Annotated in this window: 18 protein-coding genes; 14 read left to right on the top strand and 4 right to left on the bottom strand. The window is 67.4% G+C overall.

What is annotated here, in order from left to right:
- Positions 1–180 precede the first annotated feature (180 nt).
- A complete protein-coding gene (locus tag TRAD_RS09195; RefSeq protein WP_013178339.1) occupies positions 181–975 on the top strand; it encodes an NTP transferase domain-containing protein in 795 nt (264 codons plus the stop codon).
- On the opposite strand, the gene TRAD_RS09190 is transcribed toward TRAD_RS09195, so the two are convergent.
- Positions 968–1807: an Lnb N-terminal periplasmic domain-containing protein gene (locus TRAD_RS09190; RefSeq protein WP_013178338.1), complete on the bottom strand. Its 840-nt coding sequence runs from the start codon at positions 1805–1807 to the stop codon at positions 968–970. The two genes, TRAD_RS09195 and TRAD_RS09190, sit on opposite strands and share 8 nt — an antisense overlap.
- A 243-nt stretch (positions 1808–2050) precedes the next feature.
- On the opposite strand from TRAD_RS09190, the gene bshA reads away from it, so the two are divergent.
- Positions 2051–3220: an N-acetyl-alpha-D-glucosaminyl L-malate synthase BshA gene (gene bshA / locus TRAD_RS09185; RefSeq protein ID WP_013178337.1), complete on the top strand. Its 1170-nt coding sequence runs from the start codon at positions 2051–2053 to the stop codon at positions 3218–3220.
- Here bshA and tsaD read toward each other — a convergent pair.
- Positions 3154–4200: a tRNA (adenosine(37)-N6)-threonylcarbamoyltransferase complex transferase subunit TsaD gene (tsaD, locus tag TRAD_RS09180; RefSeq protein WP_013178336.1), complete on the bottom strand. Its 1047-nt coding sequence runs from the start codon at positions 4198–4200 to the stop codon at positions 3154–3156. The two genes, bshA and tsaD, sit on opposite strands and share 67 nt — an antisense overlap.
- Before the next feature lie 70 nt (positions 4201–4270).
- On the opposite strand from tsaD, the gene TRAD_RS09175 reads away from it, so the two are divergent.
- The 9 genes from TRAD_RS09175 to TRAD_RS09135 all read left to right on the top strand — a co-directional run bounded on the left by TRAD_RS09175 (position 4271) and on the right by TRAD_RS09135 (position 14368).
- The gene (locus tag TRAD_RS09175; protein WP_013178335.1) at positions 4271–5404 is read left to right on the top strand and encodes a methyltransferase; all 1134 of its coding nucleotides are present in this window, start codon (positions 4271–4273) and stop codon (positions 5402–5404) included.
- A gap of 203 nt (positions 5405–5607) precedes the next feature.
- A complete protein-coding gene (locus tag TRAD_RS09170) occupies positions 5608–6594 on the top strand; it encodes an ABC transporter permease (protein WP_013178334.1) in 987 nt (328 codons plus the stop codon).
- Between the two features lie 10 nt (positions 6595–6604).
- Positions 6605–7867 (top strand): ABC transporter permease, encoded by a 1263-nt coding sequence (locus tag TRAD_RS09165; RefSeq protein ID WP_013178333.1) that lies wholly within the window; start codon positions 6605–6607, stop codon positions 7865–7867.
- A gap of 35 nt (positions 7868–7902) precedes the next feature.
- A complete protein-coding gene (locus tag TRAD_RS09160; protein WP_013178332.1) occupies positions 7903–8970 on the top strand; it encodes an ABC transporter ATP-binding protein in 1068 nt (355 codons plus the stop codon).
- The gene (locus tag TRAD_RS09155; protein WP_013178331.1) at positions 8967–10070 is read left to right on the top strand and encodes an ABC transporter ATP-binding protein; all 1104 of its coding nucleotides are present in this window, start codon (positions 8967–8969) and stop codon (positions 10068–10070) included. Before TRAD_RS09160 ends, TRAD_RS09155 begins: the two co-directional genes overlap by 4 nt.
- A 206-nt stretch (positions 10071–10276) precedes the next feature.
- On the top strand, positions 10277–11113 hold the full coding sequence (locus TRAD_RS09150; protein ID WP_013178330.1) for a sugar phosphate isomerase/epimerase family protein: 837 nt from the start codon (positions 10277–10279) through the stop codon (positions 11111–11113).
- 26 nt (positions 11114–11139) lie between these two features.
- Positions 11140–12246 carry a Gfo/Idh/MocA family protein gene (locus TRAD_RS09145; RefSeq protein WP_041947225.1) on the top strand — a complete coding sequence of 369 codons (1107 nt, stop codon included), beginning with the start codon at positions 11140–11142 and terminating at the stop codon, positions 12244–12246.
- Positions 12243–13274: a Gfo/Idh/MocA family protein gene (locus TRAD_RS09140; protein ID WP_221401588.1), complete on the top strand. Its 1032-nt coding sequence runs from the start codon at positions 12243–12245 to the stop codon at positions 13272–13274. Before TRAD_RS09145 ends, TRAD_RS09140 begins: the two co-directional genes overlap by 4 nt.
- A 38-nt stretch (positions 13275–13312) precedes the next feature.
- Positions 13313–14368, top strand: coding sequence for a Gfo/Idh/MocA family protein (locus TRAD_RS09135; RefSeq protein WP_041947224.1), 1056 nt, complete (start codon positions 13313–13315; stop codon positions 14366–14368).
- A 412-nt stretch (positions 14369–14780) separates the two neighbouring features.
- Here TRAD_RS09135 and TRAD_RS15285 read toward each other — a convergent pair whose 3' ends face one another.
- Both TRAD_RS15285 and TRAD_RS09125 read right to left on the bottom strand, forming a co-directional pair.
- The gene (locus tag TRAD_RS15285) at positions 14781–18068 is read right to left on the bottom strand and encodes a glycosyl hydrolase (protein ID WP_013178326.1); all 3288 of its coding nucleotides are present in this window, start codon (positions 18066–18068) and stop codon (positions 14781–14783) included.
- Positions 18069–18125: 57 nt separating this feature from the next.
- On the bottom strand, positions 18126–19382 hold the full coding sequence (locus tag TRAD_RS09125; RefSeq protein ID WP_013178325.1) for a Gfo/Idh/MocA family protein: 1257 nt from the start codon (positions 19380–19382) through the stop codon (positions 18126–18128).
- A gap of 158 nt (positions 19383–19540) precedes the next feature.
- On the opposite strand from TRAD_RS09125, the gene TRAD_RS09120 reads away from it, so the two are divergent.
- The 3 genes from TRAD_RS09120 (at position 19541) to TRAD_RS09110 (ending at position 23196) form a co-directional block, all read left to right on the top strand.
- Complete coding sequence (locus TRAD_RS09120; protein ID WP_013178324.1) at positions 19541–20623, top strand: Gfo/Idh/MocA family protein; 1083 nt, start codon at positions 19541–19543, stop codon at positions 20621–20623.
- A complete protein-coding gene (locus TRAD_RS09115) occupies positions 20583–21959 on the top strand; it encodes a Gfo/Idh/MocA family protein (protein ID WP_049773061.1) in 1377 nt (458 codons plus the stop codon). Before TRAD_RS09120 ends, TRAD_RS09115 begins: the two co-directional genes overlap by 41 nt.
- Positions 21960–22023: 64 nt before the next feature.
- Positions 22024–23196 carry an oligogalacturonate lyase family protein gene (locus TRAD_RS09110; RefSeq protein WP_013178322.1) on the top strand — a complete coding sequence of 391 codons (1173 nt, stop codon included), beginning with the start codon at positions 22024–22026 and terminating at the stop codon, positions 23194–23196.
- The last annotated feature ends 2 nt before the right edge of the window (positions 23197–23198 follow it).

Genomic DNA, 23198 nt, shown 5'->3' with positions numbered 1-23198 from the left:
GGCTAGGCGCCGCTCGCGCCCCTACGCGTCCTACGAGTACGCGTCCTACGAGATCGTGCGGGAAGGTCTACCCTTCCCGCTTTTCGTGTTTCGTCCTTAAGGGCACCCTCTAGCCTTTGACGAAGAGCCCTTGACGGAGAGCCTTTGACAACGGGCGCGCCGCGGCGCGTAGAATGCGCCATGCCGTCCCCTGCGCCGCACCCACCGCTAGTAGACCCCGCCACCTCCCCCGTCACCGCCGTCGTCCTCGGTGGTGGTGAGGGGGACGCGCTCGCGCGCGCCGCCGGCGTGCGCGCCAAAGCGCTCGTCCCCTTCGGCGGCAAACCGCTCGCCTGTTACGTCCTCGAGGCGCTGCAGGCGACCCCCGCGGTGGGCGCGGTGCTCTACGTCGGGACCTCCCCGACGCCGGCGGTCAAGGGGTTAGAGCCCGGCGCGACGTTTCTCGAGAGCTTCCAGCGGGGTGTTCAAGCGGCCCTCAAGGGGCGTCCGGAGCGCATCTTGGTCTTGACCGCCGACCTGCCGTGGCTCAACCCGGAGGCGCTCACGGCGTTTTTGGCGAGCGCGCCGGACGCCGAGCTGGTCTATCCCATCATCGCCGAGGCGTCGGCGAGGGCGCAGTTCCCGGCTCAGCGCCGCACCTTCGTCCGGCTTAAAGAGGGGCGCTTTACGGGGGGGAATCTGATGCTCCTCAAACCCGCCGCCGTCGCGGCGCTCGAGCCCTTTATCGGCCGCGCCTACGCGGGGCGCAAAAACCCGCTCGTGTTGGCGCAGCTGTTGGGGGTCGACGTGATCTTCCGGCTGCTGCTCGGCCGCTTGGACCTCCCGGCTATCGAAGCGCGCGCCGAGCGGGTGTTGGGGTGCACCGTGCGCGCCGTGGTCACCGAGCACGCGAGCATCGGGGCGGACGTGGACAAACCCGAGCACTTAAGCGTGGCCTCTGGCGGTGCCGTGAGTGGGGCGGTAGGGATTAAGTAGCGCGGGCCCCCGGCCGGAGCCCGTCGCGCATCCTCTCGGACACCTCCGGGTCGTCGCGCAGGCGCTGCGTCACCGCTCTAACGTTGTGGTGTTCGCGCAGACCCTCCCAGGGCCTGTCGGTGTCGATCCACCCCTTGCGGTAGAGGAGCCGGTCCGAGAGCCCCGGCAGAACCTGCGACGGGCGCCACCAGGCGAACGAACCGGGGCGGACGCGGTTGGCGTGGACGCCCAAAAGGTTCGTGCAGTTGCGCGTAAGGGAGTTGTAAAAGCGCGGGGTGCGGGCGAGCCGGTTGGCTTCGGCGAGGATGTCTAAAAGGAGCGCGCGCGTCTCCTGCGGGGAGAAGTCAAGCGGGTAGAGGTAGACGTCGTGGTCTTGATAGAGGGTGCGGCGCAGGATAAAGTCGCGTTCGTCGCCGAAGGCGTAGAGGAGTTCGTAGGCGTTAAAGAGCCCGCGCACGAGGTTGTAGCGCTCGCCGCCGTGGAGCCGCGCCTCGGCGGAGAAAGCGAGGTACGCGCCCTCAAACTCAAACGAGATGAGCGTGTGGGCGATGACCTCGAAGCGGCTAAACGACTCCACCACGAACCAGACGCGCCGCACGCGGCTCAGGTCGTAGGTGCGCGTCTCCCACACGGCCTCGAAGGGGCTGCCGGGGGGGCCGTAACGGATGTTGCGGACGTTGTGCAGCCTGAGCGTGTCGCCTACCACCTCCCCTTCGGGGGGGCGCGCCATGTCGGGGTTCCAGTCGCGGTGGTTCGAGGGGCGCTTTTGGCGGAGCGAGAGGCCCAAAAATGCGCCGAGGGCGAGGAGGTAGAGCGGGTAGAGCGGGGCCATGCTTGCAAGTTTAGCCCGATCCGCGTGCTGCAAAGAGCTGCTCGGTGGGGCCCCGACTGGGGCTCGAGCCCTAGCGCCGCTCCGGTCCCGCACGCGCGCACCCCGAACCGCTGGCTACCCCGTCGTGGCGACGTGCGCGCTGGTAAGGCGCGCGACTCGGTAGCTCGGGCGCGCCGCTTTAGACTGCCTGGGTAACGCTCTTCGCACGTCTGGCGTACCGGCACAGGAGGCAGGGATGAAACGATGAACATCGCCGTGCTGCTGCATAGCGGCGCGGGTGGGAGCGGGGTCGTGGCGACCGAGGTCGGGCTCGGCTTCGCGCGGCGCGGCCACACGGTGCACTTCGTGGCCAGCAACGTCCCCTTTCGCCTCACCGAGACGGGGCACCCGAACGTCTACTTTCACCAGGTCGGCAGCATGGCCTACCCGCTCTTCGAGGCGCCCCTGACGACGCTCGCCGAGGCCTCTAAGCTCGTCGAGGTCATCGAGGAGTACGGCATCGAGGTGATCCACGCGCACTACGCCATCCCGCACGCGGCGGCGGCGATCATGGCGCGGGACATGGCGCGCGTCGCGCGCCCGCCGGCGGTGGTCACCACGCTCCACGGCACCGACGTCACCTTGGTCGGGCTCGACCGCGCCTACTTGCGCACCACGCAGTTTTCCATCGAGCGCTCGGACGTGGTGACGGCCGTGAGCCAGTACCTCGCCGATTACACCTGCTGCGAGATGGGGGTGCGCCGCGACGTCACGGTGATCCCGAACGCGGTCGATCACCGGCGCTTCTCGCCGCGGGCCGACCCCGAGCTGCGCCAGCGTTACGCGCACCCCGACGAGAAGCTCTTGGTGCACGTCTCGAACTTTCGCCCCGTCAAACGGGTCGAGGACGTCGTGCGGACCTTTGCGCGGGTCTCCGAGCGGCTGCAGGCGCGGCTTTTGATGATCGGCGACGGCCCCGACCGGCCCAAAGCGGTCGAGCTCGCCGCCGAGCTCGGGGTCAGCGGCCGGGTCGCCTTTCTGGGGTCGTTTCCGCGCATCGAGCCGCTGCTCGCGGTGTGCGACCTCTTTTTGCTGCCGAGCGTGCAGGAGTCGTTCGGGCTAGCCGCCCTCGAGGCGATGGCCTCCGGCGTGCCGGTCGTGGCGAGCCGCTTGGGCGGCATCCCGGAGGTCGTCGTGGACGGCGAGACGGGGTACTTGTGCGCGCCCAGGGACGTAGACGCGATGGCCGCCGCGGCGCTGATGCTGCTCTCGGATGGGGCGCTCCACCGCCGGATGGCGGCGGCGGCGCGGGAGCGGGCCGTGACGGTCTTTAGCGAAGACCGCGTGCTGCCGCTCTACGCGCGCGCCTACGAGCGGGCGCTCGAGGCGGGGACCGCGGCCTCGCGCCACGAGGTCTCGCTTAAGGGGACGTAGGGTACGGCGTCCGCCTCGAGGCTCGCGCTCGTGGGCCTAAAGCCGCTCTTAAGGCGCGCGTGGGCGGCGAGGGCGATCATCGCGCCGTTGTCGGTCGCGAGGCTTAGGGGCGGGACATGCACCCGCAAGGGGGTGTCCTGCAGGCGCTCGCGCAGGCGCCGGTTGGCCGCGACCCCCCCCGCGACGACGAGGGTGGTGTGCCCGGTGGCGTCGGCCGCGCGCAGCGCCGTGCTGACGAGGCTCTCGACGACGACGCGTTCAAAGCTGGCCGCGAGGTCGGCTTTGTTGAGGTCGGGCGACGCCGCGACAAGCCGCGCCACGGCCGTTTTCAAGCCGCTAAAGGAGAAGTCGAACCCCGCTTGACCTTTAAGCGGCAGCGGGAAGGGGAACGCCTCCGGGTCGCCCGTCTCGGCGAGCTGGCTGAGGGCGCGCCCGCCGGGGTAGCCAAGCCCCAAGAGCCGCGCCGCTTTGTCGAACGCCTCGCCGGCGGCGTCGTCGCGGGTGCGGCCGAGCTCGCGGATCTCGCCCCACGCGCGCACCTCGAAGAGGCTGGTGTGGCCGCCTGAAGCGATGAGGCAGAGAAAGGGGGGCTCGGCGCGCCCCCTAGCGCTATCGGGCGCGCCCAGGGCCGAGGCGATGTGACCCTCGAGGTGGTGCACGGGGATAAAGGGGACGCCGCGCGCCCAGGCGAGCGCTTTAGCGTAGCTTAAGCCGACCAACAGCGCCCCGACGAGGCCGGGGCCGTAGGTGGCGGCGACCGCGCCCACGGCCTCCAGGCCGAGACCAGCTTCCGCGAGGGCCCTATCCACCACGCTCCCGATGACGGCTAGGTGCTCGCGGCTCGCCTGTTCGGGCATCACCCCGCCGAAGGGCGCGTGCAGCGCCGTCTGCGACGCGACGACGTTGGCGCGCACGACCCCGTCCTCGACGAGGCCGACGCCCGTGTCGTCGCAGGAGGTGTCGATGCCTAGGATGACCATGCCCGTAGCGTAGCACCCCGGGGGGGCGAGGCCTGGTCTGGCGGGGTCTACGGGGCGGTAAACTGACGGGGTGACGCTCGCCGACGCGCTCGCCCGCTACCACCAGTTGGAGCCGCGCACCCTGCCGAGCGGCGTTCGCTACGCCACCAAAGCGGGGGTGCGGGGCTACCCCGAGCTGCACCCGGGGGTGCAGCTGATGCTGCGAGCCGCCGACCTTAGCGCGCCGCGCCTTTTGGACGCGACGGGGAGCGGCGGCGCGTTGGCCCTCGCCGCCCGCGGCGAAGTAGAGGCGGCGGTGGTGCTCGAGACCTCCCGCGCCGCGCTGCGCTGCGCCGCCTGGGCGCTCGAACGCTTGGGGACCGAAGCGAATGTGCAACTCTCGGCGGGCGCGCTCTGGGACGCGCCGCCGGCGGCCGCCGAGCTGGTCTGCGCGGTGCCCGCGACCGACCGGGGGGGCGCGCGCGTGCGCGCCGAGCTGCGGGGCGCGCACGCGGCGCTCGTAGAAGGCGGCGTCGCCCTTTTTGCCATGCACAAAGACCAGGGGGCCAAGCGCTACGAAAAGGAGGCCGCCGCGCTCTTCGGCGAGGCCGAGGTGCTCGCCAAAGCGGGGGGGTGGCGGCTCCTGCGCGCGCGCAAGCGGCGCGAGGCGCCCGAACCCCGTGGCGCCGAACCCGAACCCTTCGAGGCGGCGGGCCTCATGCTCACGGCAGATCCCGGCGTCTTCGCCGCGGGCAAGCTCGACCCCGGTACGGCGCGGCTTCTAGCGGCGGTGGACTGGCCCGCGCTCGCCGGCCGGCGGGTGCTCGACCTCGGCTGCGGCTACGGCCTCCTGGCGCTCACAGCGGCCCTCGCGGGCGCCGAGGTCACCGCCGTCGACGACGACCTCTTGGCGGTGCGCAGCACCCACCGCAACGCCGAGCGCTACGGCGCGGACGTGCGCGCGCTGCACTCGGACGTCGACTCGGAGCTGCAGGGGGAGCGCTTCGACGCGGTGCTCACCAACCCGCCCTTTCACGTCGGGAAACGCGTCGCTCTGGAGGTGCCGCGGGCGTTTTTGGCGGCGGCGCACGCGCGGCTCGAGCCGGGCGGCACGCTGAGCCTGGTCGCCAACCGCGCCCTGCCCTACGAGCGCGACCTCGCCGCTTGGGCGTGGTGGGAACGCGCCGAGGAGGGGGCGTTCAAGGTGCTGCGGGCGGTGCGCTGACATTGCGGATCAAGAGTGGGGACGGCGCCATCGCTCAAGCTACTTCAGGCGATGACCGTACCTCTTAGCGCGCAACCATTATCCACTCAACGGAGCTTTGTACTCTGGCGCTCAGTGTGTTGTCCCTTCCTGTGCACCGCTGCCTCATAGATATGATATAATATATCTGTAAGCTTAAAACTGCGTGCCTGGAGGTAATCAAGGTGCTTGCGTATATCGTGCGACGCATTCTCTACATGATTCCGACGCTGTTTGCGATTTCGGTCGTGGCTTTTTTCGTTATTCAGCTGCCGCCGGGCGACTATCTGACGTCGATGGTTGCGGGGATGGCGGCGCAAGGGGAAACCGTCGACAGCGCTACGCTCGCAGCGCTTAGGGAGCGCTACGGCCTCGGTGAACCCTTCTACGTGCAGTACTACAAGTGGATTTCGGGCATCCTCTTACGCGGCGACTTCGGCCAATCGTTCGAGTGGAACCGTCCGGTCAACACGCTCATCTGGGAGAGGCTCGGGCTCACCTTCTTGCTGTCGCTCGCGACCCTCGTGTTTATCTGGCTCGTCTCCTTTCCCATCGGTATCTATTCGGCGGTCAGGAAGTACTCGCTGGGTGACTACTTCGCGACTTTCATCGGCTTTATCGGTCTGGCAACCCCGAACTTTCTGCTGGCGCTGGTCTTTATGTACATCGCGTTCGCCTACTTTGGCCAGAGCGTCGGCGGACTTTTTTCACCGCAGTACGTGGACGCGCCCTGGAGTTGGGCCAAGTTCGTAGACCTCTTGAACCACCTGTGGATCCCCATGGTCGTCCTGGGCACCTCCGGAACGGCGAGTTTGATTCGCCTCCTGCGGGCGAACTTGCTCGATGAGCTCGTGAAACCGTACGTCGTCACTGCTCGAGCCAAGGGGCTGTCCGAGCGCAGGTTGTTGCTCAAGTACCCGGTTCGCGTCGCCCTCAACTTTTTCGTCAGCGCTCAAAACAACATCTTGGTGAGCCTTATCTCCGGCGCCGCCATCGTCGAGATCGTGCTGAGTTTGCCCACCACGGGGCCCCTCTTGCTGCGCGCGCTCACTGCGCAGGACATGTACTTGGCGGGTTCGTTTATCTTGATGCTCAGCGTCCTCAACGTCATCAGCACCCTGCTTTCAGACATCGCGCTGGCCTGGCTCGACCCCAGAATCCGCTACCGCTAGGAGTTGTGTGATGGACAACAGCAGCAAGGTACCTCAGGAAAGTGGAGCGCTCGAGGGGGTGGACGCGCGCAGAACCTCGGTCACCGCGGAGACGCTGCAAGGTATCGACGCGCCGACGCAGCCGCGCCGCGGCGAGTCGGCGTTCGACACCGAGGGGATCGCTGCAGCCGCGCCGCCCGAGGAGGCGCGCGTCGAGGTGGCCGGCCAGTGGCAGCTCATGTGGTGGAAGTTCCGCAAGCATAAGCTGGCCGTCGTCGGTGGGGTAGTGACCCTGCTTATCTATCTGGTGGCGGTCTTCGCCGACTTCTTGGCCCCTTTCCCCGCCAACGCGACCAGCACGCAGCATACTTACGCGCCGCCGCAGCCTCTGCGCTTTATCGAGCGCACCGCAGAAGGGACGCGCTTTCGGCCACACGTCTACGGATATACGACGGAGATCGACCCCGTGGCCCTGCGCCGCACCTTCGTCGTGGACGAGTCCGTCACGGTGCCCGTGGGGTTTTTCGTGCGCGGCGCGCCCTACCGGCTGTTCGGGCTCATCCCGATGGAACGCCGGTTGATCGGCCCGTTGGAGCCGGGGGGAACGATGTACCTCTTGGGCGCCGACCGGCTCGGACGCGACGTCTTGTCGCGCATTATCTACGGCAGCCGCATCTCGATGTCAATCGGCCTGGTTGGGGTAGCGCTGAGCCTCTTTCTAGGTGTGTTGTTAGGCGGGCTCGCGGGTTACTACGGCGGCTGGGTGGACAACCTGCAGCAGCGCGTGGGGGAGTTTCTCGAGTCCATCCCTAGCATCCCACTCTGGATGGGGCTAGCAGCCGCTATCCCGCTGACCATACCGCCCTTGCAGGTCTACTTCCTGATCACCGTGATCCTCTCGGTGATCGGCTGGACCGGTCTGGCCCGCGTGGTGCGCGGGAGGTTTCTCTCGCTCAAAACCGAGGACTTCGTCACGGCGGCGCGCCTCGACGGGATGAGCGACCTCCGCATCGTCATGCGCCACATGGTGCCCAATTTTATGAGCCACATCATCGCGGTGGTAACGCTGTCGATCCCCGGCATGATCCTTGCTGAAACCGCACTGTCGTTTCTCGGCATCGGCTTAAGGGCCCCCATCGTCTCGTGGGGGGTGCTCTTGCAAGAGGCGCAAAACATCCGCTCGGTGGCGACGGCCCCGTGGCTCTTGACCCCCGGCATCGCCGTGGTGGTTGCAGTGTTGTCCCTTAACTTTCTCGGCGACGGCCTCCGAGACGCGGCGGACCCCTATGCCTAAGCGCGCCTTTGGCCACAAACGCGAAAGGTCACGTGATGACGGACGCGCTGGTTGAGATCAAGGGCCTCAAAACCCACTTTTTCACCGATGAAGGGACCGTGCGGGCGGTGAACGGGGTGGACTTCGTCATCCCACGGGGTAAGACGCTCTGCGTCGTGGGCGAATCGGGTTCAGGCAAGAGCATCACCGCGCGCTCGATCTTGCAGCTCGTCGACGCGCCCGGTCGCATCGTCGCGGGCGAGATCCTCTACCACCGCCGTCGCAAAGACCGCTGCCAAGGTTCGCGTGATGGCGAGGTCGAAACGCTCAACATCACGAAGATGGACCCGCGCGGCAAGGAGATCCGCCGCATCAGGGGCAAGGACATCGCCATGATCTTTCAGGAGCCGATGACCTCGCTGTCGCCGGTCCACACCATTGGCAATCAGATCATGGAGGCTATCTTGTTGCATCTTCCGGTAGACAAGCAGGGGGCCCGTGAGCGCGCCGTCGAGGTCTTGCGCCGCGTCGGCATCCCCAAGCCCGAAACGCGCCTCGGCGCCTATCCCTTCCAGCTGTCGGGCGGGATGCGGCAGCGCGCGATGATCGCCATGGCACTCGCCTGCGAGCCGGACCTGCTCATCGCCGACGAGCCCACGACCGCGCTCGACGTCACGACGCAAGCCAACATCTTAGACCTCATCCGGGAGCTGCAACAGGACCTGGGGATGTCGGTGATGTTTATCACCCACGACCTCGGGGTGGTCGCCGAGATCGCCGACGACGTCGTGGTGATGTATTTGGGGACCGTCGCCGAACGAGGCGACGTCGACGCGATCTTTCATGACCCGAAGCATCCCTACACCCGCGCGCTGCTGCGCTCGGTTCCCAAGATGGGGCTTGGGGCTAGAGACCGCCTGGATTCAATCCGGGGCATGGTCCCGCACCCCTTTGCGCGGCCCTCGGGGTGTCCGTTTCATACCCGCTGCGACAGCTTTATGCCCGGCACCTGCGACCGTTTGGTGCCCCCACGCGAAAGGATCGCCGAAGACCGGGACGTGTACTGCTTGCTCTACAGCGACATCGAGAAGGTGCGTGAGGCGCAAGGGGGGGTGGCGAGATGAGCCAAGCTGCAGTTCGCGTCACGCCTCAGCCAGCGCTCGCCCCGCAAGCCAAACCGCTGCTCGAGGTCAAGGACCTCAAGATGCACTTTCCCATCCAGCGGGGGTTTTTTCGCCGCACGGTCGGTTATGTAAAGGCCGTCGACGACATCTCGTTCACCATCTTTCAGGGTGAGACGCTCGGGCTCGTCGGTGAGTCGGGTTGCGGTAAGTCGACCCTGGGGAGAACGATCCTACGCGTCTACGAGCCGACCGCCGGGGAGATCCTCTACCACGGGGCCAAGGGGCGCCCTGTCGACCTGGCGAAGCTGAAACACCGAGAGCTCAAGCCCTACCGCCGCGACATCCGCATGGTCTTTCAAGACCCTCAGTCGTCGCTCAACCCGCGGCTGACGGTTCAGGAGATCGTCGGCGAGCCGCTTCGGGTCAACAGGGTGGCGAGCGGCCGCGAGTTAGAGGGGCGGGTGCGCGAGCTGTTGCGCAAGGTGGGCCTCAGGCCCGAATACCTCCGCCGCTACCCTCACGCCTTTAGCGGCGGCGAGCGGCAGCGCATCGGCATCGCGCGGGCGCTCGCCCTAAACCCGCGCCTCGTGGTCGCCGATGAGGCGGTGTCCGCTTTGGACGTGTCGGTGAGGGCGCAGATCCTCAACTTGCTGGCCGATCTGCAAGCGGAGTTCAACCTCACCTATCTGTTCGTGGCGCACGACCTCAGCGTCGTGGAGCACCTCTGCGACCGGGTCGCGGTCATGTACGTGGGCAAGATGGTCGAGCTCGCCAGCACCGACGCGCTCTACCGAACCCCGCAGCACCCCTACACCGAGGCGCTGCTCTCGGCGGTGCCGAAGCCGGACCCGCGCCTGCGGGGCAAAGGGCGGCGCATCCGGCTAGCGGGTGAGATCGCCGATCCAGCCAACCCCCCCTCCGGCTGCACCTTTCACCCCCGCTGCCCGTATGCGCAGGAGCGCTGCAAGCTCGAGGTGCCCCCCCTAAGGGAGGTCAGGCCGGGCCACCTCGCCGCCTGTCACTTTTCCGAAGAGCTCGAGCTAAAAGGCGTCACGGCCGAGCAGCCGAAGGTGAGCCCAGCGGCTAGGCCCGCCGGTTGATGCCGTCCGAAACGATCCGCCACGAAACGATTGCGAGACAGCCGTCGAGCGCGTGGGCTTCTCCCCGACCCCGTTCACGTTCTTAGGTGCACTCCGCGGGTGCGCTCCAAGCGCGCCGCATTGCCGAGCTCGAGGGGTACGTAACGCCGCTGCGCTACGAGGCGCTGCTACAGGTACGCTCATCAGACGGTTAAGAGGAGGCTGGTGTGAAGCTCGGTGTTTTTACGGTCATGCTCCCCGACCTTACCCCCGAGGAGGCCGCTCGGGCGCTCCGCGAGACCGGTTACGACGGGGTCGAGTGGCGGGTCAAGGGGACGCCCGAGGCGCTGCGGGGTGACGTGCCCTCGTTTTGGGGCAACAACCGCTGCACCTTGGAACCCACCCCGGCGGAGGCCGAGCGGGCGCGGAGGCTCGCCGCTGAAGCGGGCCTCGCCATCCCCAACCTCGGGACGTATCTCGAGGTTGGGGACTTAGAGGCGACAGAGGCCGCCATGCGCTTTGCCCGTCAGGCCGGCTCGCCGCAGCTCCGGGTGGGCGCGGGGGCGCCTGACGGGAGCTACGCCGAGAGCTTCGCGCGCGCCAGAGCCTACCTGGAGGGGGTCGAAACCTTGGCCAAGCGCTACGGCGTGCGGGCGCTTATCGAGCTCCATCACCGGACGATCTGCCCGAGCGCGTCGCTCGCGCACCGCCTTGTCAGCGCCTGCGACCCGGCGCATATTGGCGTCATCTACGACCCCGGTAACATGGTGTTCGAAGGCTTCGAGGACCCTCGCCTGGGCCTCGAGCTCCTTGGCCCCTACTTGGCCCACGTGCATCTCAAGAACGCCCGCTACGAGCGGCCCGAGGGGGGCGGCGTGTGGCGGGCGGCGTGGGCGCCTTTGGAGGACGGTGTGGTCGATTTTTCGGCGCTCTTTACCGCCTTGCGCGCGGTCGGCTATGACGGCTGGCTGGTGGTCGAAGACTTTAGCAAAGCGCGCCCGAGCCGCGAGGCGCTAGGGCACAACGGCGCCTTTATCCGGGACCGGTGGGCGGCGTCCGCGTAGTGGCGGGGCAGAGAGCGAGCGACGAGATGGCTAAGCCCCTGAAACACGTGATCATCGGCGTCGGTGCGGGGGTGCTGGGGATGCACCGGCCGGCCCTCGAGCTGGCGTCCGTCCACCTCGTCGGGGTGTCTGACCTAAGCGCCGACGTCGGCCGCGAGCGCGCCGCCGCGCTCGGCTGCCCCTTTTTCCCCGACGTCGCCACCATGCTGCGCGAGACGGCGCCGGACGTGGCCGTGATCCTCACCCCGCACCCCTTTCACGCGGCGCTCGCCACCGCCTGTCTGGAGGCGGGCGCGCACGTGCTCGTGGAGAAACCGATGGCCGTTCACGCGGGCGAAGCCGACGCCATGATTGGGGCGGCGGCGCGCGCCGGGCGCCTTTTAGCGGTGAGTTTCCAGCACCGCTTCCGCCCCGAGGTGCGCGCGGCGCGCCGCCTGATCGGAGCGGGGCGCCTCGGCAAGCTGCAGCACGTGGACCTAACGGTCGCCTGGCCGCGCACGGCGCGCTACTTTAGAGCCGCCACGTGGCGCGGGACGTGGGCGGGCGAAGGCGGCGGAGTGCTCATGAACCAAGCGCCCCACAACCTCGACCTGCTCTGCTACCTGCTCGGGGCACCCGCGCGGGTCGTCGCCTGGACCCGCACGACGCTGCACGCTATCGAGACGGAGGACACCGTGCAGGCGATGCTCGAGTGGCCGGAGGGCCTCTTGGGGTCGGTGCACATCAGCACGGCCGAGGCCGGGCGACCGGAGCGGCTCGAGCTCGTCGGTACGGGCGGGACCCTCAGCCCCTCCCCGGGCGCCTTGACCTTCAGCCGCTGCGAAACGGACTTCCGCACGTTTGTGCAGGAGAGCGACGACCCCTTCGGCGCCCCGACCTTCGGGCTCGAGCGCGTCGCGCTGGAGGCGGGCGCCGGCGACCACGCGGCCGTCTACCGCAACCTCCACGCGGCCATCGTGCAGGGCGCGCCGCTCGTCTGCGACGGGGCGGAGGGCCGCACCTCGCTCGAGCTCGCCAACGCCATGACGTACTCGAGCTACACCCGCCGCGAGGTCACCCTGCCGCTCGACCGGTCCGCGTACGCGGCGCTCCTTCAAGACCTCACCTCCGGCGCCGTGGGGGCGCTGAGGTGACCGTGGCCGGCGAGATAGGGTTTGCGATCTTGGGGACCGGGATGGTCGCGGACTACCACCGCAGGGCCATCGAGGAAGCGCCGGGGGCGCGCCTCGTCGCCGTGGGCCACTACGACCCCGCGCGCTTTGAGGCGCTGAGCCAGCGCTTCGGGGTGCCCTGCCTCAGCTTGGAGGACCTGCTCGAGCACCCCGAGGTCGACGCCGTGTGCCTCGCGACGCCGAGCGGCCAGCACGCCGAGCAGGCCGTAGCGGCGGCGAGGGCGGGCAAGCACGTGCTGGTGGAGAAGCCCATGGCGCTCACCCTGGAGGACGCCGACGCCATGATCAAAGCGTGCAATCGCGCGGGGGTCAAGCTGGGCGTCGTGCTCCAGCGCCGCACCGAACCCCTCTTTAGGCGGGTGCGCGAGGCGGTCCTCGCGGGGGACCTCGGCACGCTGAGCTTGGGGCTCGTGACCCTGCCCTACTACCGGCCGCAGAGGTACTTTGATGGGGCGGCGTGGCGCGGCACCTGGGCGCTCGACGGCGGCGGGGTGCTGATGAACCAGGGGATCCACCTCGTGGACCTGCTCGTCTGGCTCATGGGGGACCCGCTGGAGGCCCAGGCCTACGCGGGCACGCTGGCGCGCGCCATCGAGGTCGAGGACACCCTGGCGGCGACCTTGCGTTTTCCGGGCGGCGCGCTCGCGACGATCACGGCGACCACGACCGCCGCGCCGGGGTTTGCCCACCGCTTGGAGCTCTACGGGACGGGCGGGGGGATCCAGATCGAGGGGGAGAGCCTGACGCGCTGGCAGCTCGCGCGCCCCGAAGCGGCGCGCGTCGCCGCGCCCCCCGTGTCCAAGACCCAAAGTGCGGGCTCCGGAGGCGACCCCAGGGGGATCGCCGCGACGGGGCACCTGCGCGTCGTCGCCGACTTTGCCGACAGCATCCGCCAGGACCGCCCGCCCGAGATTGGCGGCGCCGAAGGTCGGCGCAGCCTAGCGGCCGTCAGGATGATCTACGAAGCCGCCGGGCTCCCCCGACCATAGCCCTGACCAGAGGAGGTTTTAGCGTGACCGTTCAAGGTATGACGTACGCTCCCAAAGGCAAACCGAACCCCGTGGTCGCCAAGGGCGACTTTCCGTTCGCCGCCATGCACCTCGACCACGGGCACATCTACGGTCAGTGCAACGGCCTTATCGAGGCGGGCGGCGAGCTCCGCTACGTGTTCGATCCCGACCCCGATAGGGTCGCGCGCTTTCGCGAAGCCTTCCCCGAGGTCAAGGTGGCGCGGGCTGCGGACGAGATCCTGGACGACCCCGAGATCCGACTCGTCGCCGCCGCGGCGGTGCCTTGCGAGCGCGGGCCTCTGGGGCTCAAGGTGATGGACGCCGGCAAGGACTACTTCACCGACAAAACGCCCTTTACGAGCCTCGAGCAGCTGGAGGCCGCCCGCCGCAAGGTGCAGGAGACGGGGCGCAAGTACATGGTCTACTACAGCGAGCGCCTCCACGTCGAGTGCGCGGTGTTCGCCGGTGAGCTCGTCCAAGAGGGGGTGATCGGCCGCGTGGTTCAGGTGCTGGGTTTGGGGCCGCACCGCCTGAACGCCGCCGCCCGCCCGGCCTGGTTTTTCGAGCGCGAGAAGTACGGGGGCATCTTGGCCGACATCGGCAGCCACCAGATCGAGCAGTTTCTCACCTATAGCGGCGCGCAGGACGCCACCGTGCGGAGCGCCGCCGTCGCCAACTACCACCACCCCGAGTACCCCGAGCTCGAGGACTTCGGCGAGGCCAGCTTGGTGGCCGACAACGGCTGCTCGAACTACTTCCGTGTCGACTGGTTGACCCCGGACGGCCTCTCGACGTGGGGCGACGGGCGCACGTTTATCCTCGGCACCGACGGTTACCTCGAGCTGCGCAAGTACACCGACGTGGCCCGTGGGGGAGGGGGCGACCAGCTCTACCTGGTCACCCACGAGGGCGAAACGCACCTGCCTCTCGCCGGGAAGGTCGGCTTCCCCTTTTTCGGCCAGCTCATCCTCGACTGCTTACACCGCACGGAAAACGCCATGACCCAAGCGCACGCCTTTAAGGCCGCCGAGCTCTGCTTGCTGGCGCAGGCCTGCGCGCAGCGGCTCGCCTGAAGCCCCACGCCTGCTAACTCTCACCGCGCCGTGTGCTCGACTCGCCATGCGTCTGGCTTTCCGCCTCGAGCGTCGTGAGGTTCAAGTGGACGCCTGCTGGCTCCTCGACCGTCAGCCACACCCTTAGCCACAAGGTGTGGTGCTCATTCACGGTGAGCGCTACACCTCCCCGACCTCGACCGCGAGCCAGGTGACGAACGCCTCTTCGACCTCGCCGGAGGGCTTCAAAGCAGAACGCGTCGTGTGGACGCACCGTCCAGGGGCCTTCGGTGGGGAGGCGGGGGTGACGTTGCGTGCTCACCAGGTGGGGGTCGGAGTACGCTTGGAAAAACACGAGCTGCACGCTGTTCATCGGCCTTTCGAGGTGGCTCTCGGTGAGTTCGCCGAACAATGCACCACCGGCCTCCTGAAGTTACCCGCTGTAGGGCACCACGCGGTGGGTTTCGTGGTCGAAGTAGCTACCCTCGAGCATCCCGACGAGCGTGTTGGTCAGCCTCAGCTCGACCCAGTTGACGCCCGTTTTGAGGAGCGCCGTGCTGCCCGTGAAGCGGTACGGCGACCAGCAGCGGACGCCGAGAGAACGACCGTTCACCAGCACCTCGGCGACCTCGTGATAAGGCTCACACCACCGCGGCAGCTCGAGCGTGAACGCGCCTCGGTCGGGGAGACGCTCCAAGCTGACCTGCCGCGTCAAGCTGAGCGTGCCCGCGAAGTAGGGAAACCCCTTGAAGCCACCCTTGCAGGTCTCAGCCCGCTCCGGCGCCCGACCGATCCTCGGGGCGTGAGGACCGTCCAGGTAGACCCCGAAGCTCCCCGTCACGTAGAGGGGTTCGACGAGCCCGTCCCAGTCGCGTCGCGCCTCGAGGCGCAGCAGCAGGGTGTTGCTCCCCCGGACGAGGAGCGGCGCGACCGCGCAGCGCCGGTTGTGGTGGTCGTAGTGCGTGTGCGGTGCAAAGACGGTGCGGTCCAGCCGTTGACCGTTGAGGAGGAGGGTAAAGGCCCCTGAGATGGCGCTCTCGTCCATCAGCAAGGCGGCGTCGGTGGGCGCCTCATCGACGTAGAACGTGCAGCGGTACCAGCAGGTGAGTGGGTAAGCGAGCCCCGTCTTCATGGGCGTGCCGAACATCTGGTGAAACGCCACGGGGAGCCGCTCACCGTAGGTGCCGGCAAGGTCGGCACCCTGGTCGATCAGGGTTTTGGTCGTCACCCGGTGCCAGGTCAGGTGCTTGGGGGGAGGCGGCGCTGCGCCGTTCGCTTCGTCCGGCCCCCCGGGCTCGAGGGCCAGCTCGAAGGTGCCGAGGCGCAGCACGTTCGGCGCAAGCGCGGTGATCGACCAGGTGTCTGCTGGCCCTAACTCGAGCGCCCAGGGTTGGGCGTCTACCGCGGACGCCCCCTTGACCCCCGTGGACTCGGTGCGCTCAGCTTTACACGTTGCGCTGCAAAAGCGCAGGAGCCGCGCCTGATACGGAGCGAACGTGAGGGGTACGCTGCGGCCGGCCTCCTCTGTCGCCACTGGCGTTACCTCCCCCGAGGCTAGGTCGAGCTCTTCGACCTGCCAGGCGGACGCCTCCAGCATGACGTGCAGCCGCACGTTACGCTCGGTGGCCTCTTGATGCGCCACGAACAGCAGCTGGCGGCCGTCCGGTAGGGCGCGGTGATGCAGGAGAAAGGAGTTGTCCAGACCGTCTAAAGGTTCGAGCCGAAAGCGCGTCGGGACGTGCTGCTCGAGCAGGTTACAAAGAACGTCTCCTGCCCCCGTCCGGACCAAAGAGCCGGAGCTCGGGATGAACAGGGCGCCCTGACGCCCCCTCTGGCTCCGCGTTGGATAGGGGGCGCCCTGCCAGTAGGCCGTCTGCGGCGACGCGTCCAAACCGAAGAGCGCGAGCATCTCCTCTTCAATCCCTTGTCCTTCGTCGATCACCTCGGAGGGGAGCAACCCGAGGGCGATAACGGTGCCGCCCGCCCGCAAAAAGCGCTGAAGGGTGCGCCAGGCGGCCCCCTCGAGGTTGGTCATGGGGGGCAAGACGAGGACCGTATAACGCGCGTTGCCGAGGTGGAGGCTCCCCCCGCTCACCTCCGCCTCCCCCAAGAGCTCGGGGTCGAGGTGGTCGAAGTCGACGTGGTGTGTGAGCAAGGTCACCCCTAGATAGGCCCAATCCCCTTTGAGCTGCTCGAGCCGCTCCCGCTCCACTTCGTCGTCGCCTACGTACTCGAAAGCGTGAAAGGGGTTGCCGAGGTGCGCCCACAAGCTGCTGACGGGGTCGAGCAGGGCGACGCGAACCTCGGCCTCCCCTTGGCTCAGCGCGTAGGCGAGGCGGGCGGCGTAGTCGGCGAACTGGCGGAAGTGGGGCCAGTAGGGGTTCTGGAGAAACAGCGAGGGCGGCGCGTCGTACTTGGTGAGCCCGTCTAGGGTATAGAAAAACGCGTGGACGTTAAAGACGTTGATCCCCAGGGCGGCCAAGCGGTCGAGCATCCACTTGGCGTCTTGCAACGTCATCGACCAGCCGACGCTGTGAAAGCATTCGGTAAGGGCGCGCTTTGCCCCGAGCTGCCGGGCGAGCGAACTCACCATCTTGGGGTTGTGGCGCAGGCTGAGCGCGACCGCGCTGAGGACCTCCGCGAGGGGCCGCCCCGCCTTTTCGTGGGCGCTGTCGCCGCCCGGAAGGGTGCTGTGGCGCACCGTGGCCATCCGCGCGGCGGGCGTCTCGGCGACGTAGAGGAGGCCGTGCGTGTCGCCCCAAGCCCGCAGCCGCCGGTGATAAGACTCCTGAAGCAGCAGGTGGAGGCTCTGAAAGTAGTGGTAGCGAACCCGCGCGGCCTCAGGGTGTTTGGCGTCGAGGAGTGCCGGCAGGTGCTCGTGGAGCGCGTACCCCCAGTGCTCCCGAAAAAACGGCGCCAGCCGCCGCGTCCAGGGTAGGGCGCCCAAAAAGCCGGTCTCGTCGGTGAAAAATCCCTTGATGGTGCCGCCGAAGTGCGCGCCGAGGACCTCTGCGTAGCGCCGGTGGGTGAGTTTTAGAAACGTCTCCACCGCGCCCTCGTGGCACGGATCGACGTAGGTGCCGTAATACTTGAAGTCGCTCAGCTCCTCCTCGAGAGCCGTGACGACCCGCCAGCGCCCGTGAGGCACCGTCCAGCTCAACACCTTCGTCGGACGGTAGGTGAAAAAACGCTTCTGGTTGTAGGCCGTGAGGCCGGTTTTTTGAAAAACGCTCTCCGTTTGCAAGGTGCCGATGTGCTGGCGTAGATCGGTGGCTTCGTCCCAGCCTAAGCGGCCTGTCTCCTTTATCGGCACGGCTTTGGCGGCGAGTACCCGCCCCCACGGGAGCTCGAGTCGCAAAGGTTGCGGGCCCGAAACCGTGCGTTCGTGGACGCGGAGCAGCGTGTGTTTAGCGTCCGGGTGCTCGAGCAGCACCTCGCCGCCGGCCACGCCGCTCGGGTAAGGGTACTCGTCGTAGAGCCACACCGAAAGGCCGCGCGCCGCTGCCTCCTGAACCGCGAGCACGACGCGCTCAAACCACGCTTCGGAGAGATACGGAACCCCTAAACCCTGCCGTGCGCAGATGAAAAAGCCACCCACACCCCCTTCGGCCATCGCCGCAATGTGCCGGACGAGCTCGGCATCGTCGAGTGCCCCGTTCCAAAACCAAAAGGGGATGATGCGGTTATCCATCGGGGGATGACGGAAACGGGCGTCGTTCACGGCGCGCCTAACCTTAGAGAGGAGGGGTGCAGCAAGGAGGGGGGGTGCACGGCCAGCTCACCGAAACGCCGCGGCGACCGCTTGGGGGTCGGTGAGGGAGGCGACGCCGCCCGGGCGCGCCCAGGGCACCCCCAGCTCGCTAAAAAGCCGCTCCTCGTCGAAGGCGCGGGCGACCGCGCCTTCGATGCCTCTGACCACGGTCTTGATAGCGCCCTCTGCAGGGTAGCGCTCGACGAAGCGCTCGGGAATAGCGTGTACGGGGCAAGCCAAGTGAGCGCCGTTGACCGCCAGGGTGTGCGTCCCCGCGACGCCGAGGTCGCAGACGAACACCTCGGGGTCGCGAACGCGCGCCCGCACCGCCTCCTGCATGGCGTCCCTGAGCGGGGTGCCCCCCAAGCAGGGCAGCTGCACGAGGCTACCGTCACGCTTTTGCAGGCGCATCTCGTCAAAGGTCCAGTGGATAGAGCCCCGGTCGCCCCGCACCACGATCTCCGGATCCAGCACGGTTTCGGAGCAGTGGGTGACCACGAAGTGCAGCGTGACGCCGTCTTCGGTGAGGAGGCGCAGCGAGGCGGTGTCGGCGCTTTCGATGGCGTGAGCGCGGAGGAGCTCAGCCTCGACGCGCTGCAGCCGCGCCGAGCGGTGCAGCTCCGTACCCGCCAGAAAACAGATCATGTTGAGCTGGTGCGCCACGGCGTTGTTGAACGGCGAGTCGAGCACCCACCGCTCCCCCAGCTTGAGGCGGCCCGCCCACGCGTTGCGGGTGTAGTAGCTGTCCAGGCGCGGCCACAGGGCGCGGCACTTGATAGCCCTGAGCTTACCGATGTCACCCGCTAGGATGGCGCGCTTCATCACGAGCGTTTCGGGCGCGTACATGCTCTGAAAGCCGACCGCGACGAAGCCCCCCGTCTCCCGTTCGGCGGCCCGCATCGCGTAGACGTCGCCGAGGGTGGCCGCCGCCGGTTTTTCGACCAGCACGTTTGCGCCCGCGCGCAGAGCCGCGACCGTCATCGGCGCGTGCTGGTGGATGCCGGTCGGGATGCAACAGAGGTCGATCTCACCCCTCAGCTCCCTGAACATCGTCTCGGCGTCGTCGTAAAGCCTGCAGCCGAGCGCCTGGAGGTGCCTGCAGGTCTCTACCTCTTCGGCTTGGTTGATGACGGTAGCGCCGATGAGGCGCACGCGCCCGCGCTCCTGCTGACGCAAGAGGTCGCCATAGTGAACCCGGCCGAAGCCCGACACGCCGACTAGTGCGGCGTTGATGGGCCCTTCGGGGGTGACCCCTTCACGCTGCTGGCTCGAGCGTTCAAGCATAGTCGGCGCAGCTAGGGTGCAGGGTGTGGTGGGTGCGAGCGTCAACCTCCGGCGTGGCGAAGGCGCCCCGACCTTGACCTGCCCTTAGGTAGTGGGAGCAGGTGGGATCCATAGCCATGGTGTATATTATATATAAATTCTAGCTGAGAGGACGCGACATGGACAAGCTCAGGGTCGCCGTAGTTGGTGGGGGGATCGGGAAGGCGCACCTAGACGCCTACCTCAAGCTTTCGGAAGAGATTGAGGTCGTTGCGGTGTGCGATCTCGACCTCGCCAAGGCTCAGGGGCTCGCCGAGACCTACCGCGTGCCACGGGTGACGCGGGACCTCGCCGACCTCTGCCGTATGGAGGATCTGGACGTCATCGACCTCTGCACGCCGCCGCAGGGGCATTTCGAGCAGATCCAGCAGGTGCTGGCAGCGGGCAAGCACGTGGTATGCGAAAAGCCCCTCGTCGGGTCGCTCCGGGAGGCCGACGCGCTGATCGCCGCCGAGGCCGCGTCACAGGGGCGGGTCATGCCCATCTTTCAGTACCGCTTTGGGCGCGGTCTGCAAAAACTCAAGCACCTGGTCGCTCAAGGCGTCGCGGGGAGAGCGTACCTGAGCACCGTCGAAACCGCCTGGCGTCGGCGCGCTAGCTACTACGACGTGCCCTGGCGGGGCAAGTGGCAGACCGAACTCGGGGGCGCGCTACTCAGCCACGCCATTCACGCCCACGACATGCTGACCTATATCTTGGGTTCCACCAAAAGCGTGTTTGCGCGCACCGCTACGCGCGTGAACCCCATCGAGGTCGAGGACTGCGCGTCGGTGTCGCTCGAGTTCTCTGACGGTTCGCTCGCCTCGCTCTCGGTGACCCTCGGTTCGCCGCAGGAGATCACGCGGCACCGCTTTTGTTTCGAGAACCTCGTGGCCGAGAGCAACACCGAGCCCTACAACAACTCGGCCGAGCCGTGGCGCTTTGTCGGCGACACGCCCGAGGTGGACGCGCGGATCGGGGCGGCCCTAGCGCGTTTTGAGCCGCTCCCCGAGCGCTACGAAGGGCAGTTTTTCCGTTTCGTGAGGGCCTTGCGGCAGGGCAGTGCGCTGCCCGTCACCTTGGCGGACGCGCGAGCCTCGCTCGAGCTGGTGACCGCCATGTACGACTCGGCGCAGACGGGCCAAGACGTAACGCTGCCCATCGGCGAAGATCACCCCAAGTATGGCGGCTGGCTGCCACAAACTGTACCCGCCGGAGGTTAACGTGCAGACCTCGAAGAGACGCTACGCGCTGGTCGGTACCGGCGCCAGGGCTGGGATGTACATCGGCTCGCTGCTTGATCGGCACGCCGAGGTGGGCGAGGTGGTCGCTTTTTGCGATCCTAACGGTACGCGCATGGCGTTTTATCAGCGGCAGGTCCGGGACAAGACGGGTCAAACGCCACCGGCGTATCACCCCAGGGACTTTGACCGCTTGCTCGCCGAGGTGCGGCCGGACACCGTGATCGTCACGAGCATCGACCGGACGCACCACCACTACATCATCCGGGCACTCGAGGCCGGAAGCGACGCGATCACTGAAAAACCGATGACGACGACTGCTGAAAAATGCCAAGCCATTATCGGCGCGGTGCGGCGCACCGGTAGAGCGCTGACGGTGACCTTTAATTACCGCTACAGCCCGCGCAACGCCAAGGTCAAAGAGCTCATCCAGTCGGGTGAGATTGGCGAGGTGTTGTCCGTGCACTTCGAGTGGCTGTTAGATACCCGACACGGCGCGGACTACTTTCGGCGCTGGCACCGCGACAAGCGCAACTCGGGCGGGCTGATGGTGCACAAGGCCAGCCACCACTTCGACCTGGTGAACTGGTGGTTGGGCGACGTCCCCGAGATGGTCTTCGCCATGGGCGGCCTGCGCTTTTACGGCCGCGACAACGCCGAAGCCAGGGGCGTAGAGCACTTTTACAGCCGTGCGTACGGCTCCGAAGCGGCCAAGTGCGACCCCTTTGCGATCGACCTAGCGGCCGACCCTGAGCTCAGGGCGCTCTACCTAGACGCGGAACACGAAGACGGTTACTTTCGCGATCAGAGCGTTTTCGGCGACGGTATCTCCATCGAGGACACGATGGCCGTATTGGTGCGTTACGAAGGCGGCGCCGTCATGAGCTATTCGCTCAACGCACACTGTCCCTGGGAAGGTTACCGCGTGATGTTGAACGGCACCAAGGGCCGCCTGGAGGTCGATGTGGTGGAGCGTTCCTACGTCTCGGGGAGCGTCGGCGACCACAAGACGTTAGAGCAGCACCACGTGGAGGTCGACCCCTCCTACGGTCGAGGGGAGCGCGCGGAGCGGCCGACGCTGCTGCTGCAAAAGCACTGGGAGCGAGCCCAAGCGGTCCCCTTCGAAGAGGGGCGCGGCGGTCACGGCGGCGGCGACGTCCGGCTGTTGGACGATCTCTTTTTCGGCGCGAGCGACGACCCCCTAGGGCGCGCTGCAGGCTACCTCGACGGGGCGAGGAGCGTCCTTACCGGTGTGGCGGCGAATCAGTCCTTGGCAACTGGGCTGCCGGTCAACATCGGAGACTTGGTGAAGTGGTGACGGGTCGCCCCCTGCGCCTTGTCGCTCCCAAAGCGTTTGTCTCCATCTATATGAGGAGCCGAGCATGAGCGTTGGCCGCATCTGGAACGACGAACCCTTTCGCTACAGGGACCCGCATAGTGGGCGAGAGGTCACCCAGCTGACCCGCTATAAGGGGCACTCCAACCACCTCTACTTCACCGACCCCTGCTGGACGGGCGACCGCTCGTTCATCTTTACCTCCGACCGCGAGGGGCGCTCCAACTTGTTTCACTATGACCTCGCCGAGCACCGCATCACCCAGCTCACCGACTTAGACCTCGCCAGCCGTCCCGGTGGTTGCTACAGCCAAGCGAACCGGGCGCACTACTTCGGGGACGCTGAGCGCTTGTACGAGCTCGAGCTGCGCACGCTGGGGCTGCGCGAGCTCTTCCGCGCCCCGCGGGACTTCGTCCTGGGCGAGCGCTTCGCCCCGACCGCCGACGGCGCCTATGTCTGTGGCACCCTTACGGAGCGCGCCGCTTTCGCCGGCGAGGCGAGCGTCCCCTACAGCTACTCGCGGTTCGTCGAGTTCTTCGAGAAGCGACCGCTGACCCGGGTCGTTCGTATCGCGGTGGCGACCGGCGAAGCCGAGACGCTGCACGAGGACCGCTGCTACCTGGGGCACGTCAACCCGAGCCCAACCCAGCCGCACCTCCTGACGTTTTGTCACGAAGGCCCTTGGGCCCGCGTCGATCACCGCATCTGGGGGCTAGACATGGTGCGCGGCCAACTCTGGAAAATTCGTCCTCAAGACGACGGCGTGGCCGTCGGACATGAGTACTGGCACCAAGACGGGCGCTACCTCGGGTACCACGGCTTTCCCAGGACGGGCCCCCGGCGGGGTTTTTTCGGGGCGATCCGCCCGGACAACACCGGGCGAGAGGAGTTCGACTTCCCCTTTCACTCCTGGCACTTTCAGAGCAACGGTCTAGACCTCGTCGTCGGCGACGGGACGCAGCCCTCGGTGCCGAACGCCGTGCCCTTTATCATGCTGTTCAAGCGCGAGGGGGAGCGCTTTGTCGGTCCGCGCCTGCTGGCGATGCACCGCAGCACCTTCAACGACCAGCACGCCCACCCGCACCCGCGCTTTGCCCCCGACGGCCAGCACGTGCTCTACACTTCAGATCTCACGGGTTACGCGAACCTGTACTGGGTCGCGGTGGGTGACTTCTACGATCTTCCCGAAGTGGCGGTTGCGCGCGGGGTTACGGAGTAAAC

Origin of the sequence: Truepera radiovictrix DSM 17093 (genome assembly GCF_000092425.1) — a bacterium.
GTDB classification, from domain to species: Bacteria; Deinococcota; Deinococci; order Deinococcales; family Trueperaceae; genus Truepera; species Truepera radiovictrix.
This window is presented reverse-complemented; position numbering and strand designations above follow the sequence as displayed.

Coding starts and splice junctions, on each gene's coding strand:
- TRAD_RS09120 (WP_013178324.1), top strand. CDS start 19,541: ATGGACAAGCTCAGGGTCGCCGTAGTTGGTGGGGGGATCGGGAAGGCG.
- TRAD_RS09110 (WP_013178322.1), top strand. CDS start 22,024: ATGAGCGTTGGCCGCATCTGGAACGACGAACCCTTTCGCTACAGGGAC.
- tsaD (WP_013178336.1), bottom strand. CDS start 4,200: ATGGTCATCCTAGGCATCGACACCTCCTGCGACGACACGGGCGTCGGC.
- TRAD_RS09145 (WP_041947225.1), top strand. CDS start 11,140: ATGGCTAAGCCCCTGAAACACGTGATCATCGGCGTCGGTGCGGGGGTG.
- TRAD_RS09135 (WP_041947224.1), top strand. CDS start 13,313: ATGACGTACGCTCCCAAAGGCAAACCGAACCCCGTGGTCGCCAAGGGC.
- TRAD_RS09155 (WP_013178331.1), top strand. CDS start 8,967: ATGAGCCAAGCTGCAGTTCGCGTCACGCCTCAGCCAGCGCTCGCCCCG.
- bshA (WP_013178337.1), top strand. CDS start 2,051: ATGAACATCGCCGTGCTGCTGCATAGCGGCGCGGGTGGGAGCGGGGTC.
- TRAD_RS09190 (WP_013178338.1), bottom strand. CDS start 1,807: ATGGCCCCGCTCTACCCGCTCTACCTCCTCGCCCTCGGCGCATTTTTG.
- TRAD_RS09165 (WP_013178333.1), top strand. CDS start 6,605: ATGGACAACAGCAGCAAGGTACCTCAGGAAAGTGGAGCGCTCGAGGGG.
- TRAD_RS09125 (WP_013178325.1), bottom strand. CDS start 19,382: ATGCTTGAACGCTCGAGCCAGCAGCGTGAAGGGGTCACCCCCGAAGGG.
- TRAD_RS09160 (WP_013178332.1), top strand. CDS start 7,903: ATGACGGACGCGCTGGTTGAGATCAAGGGCCTCAAAACCCACTTTTTC.
- TRAD_RS09195 (WP_013178339.1), top strand. CDS start 181: ATGCCGTCCCCTGCGCCGCACCCACCGCTAGTAGACCCCGCCACCTCC.
- TRAD_RS09115 (WP_049773061.1), top strand. CDS start 20,583: ATGGCGGCTGGCTGCCACAAACTGTACCCGCCGGAGGTTAACGTGCAG.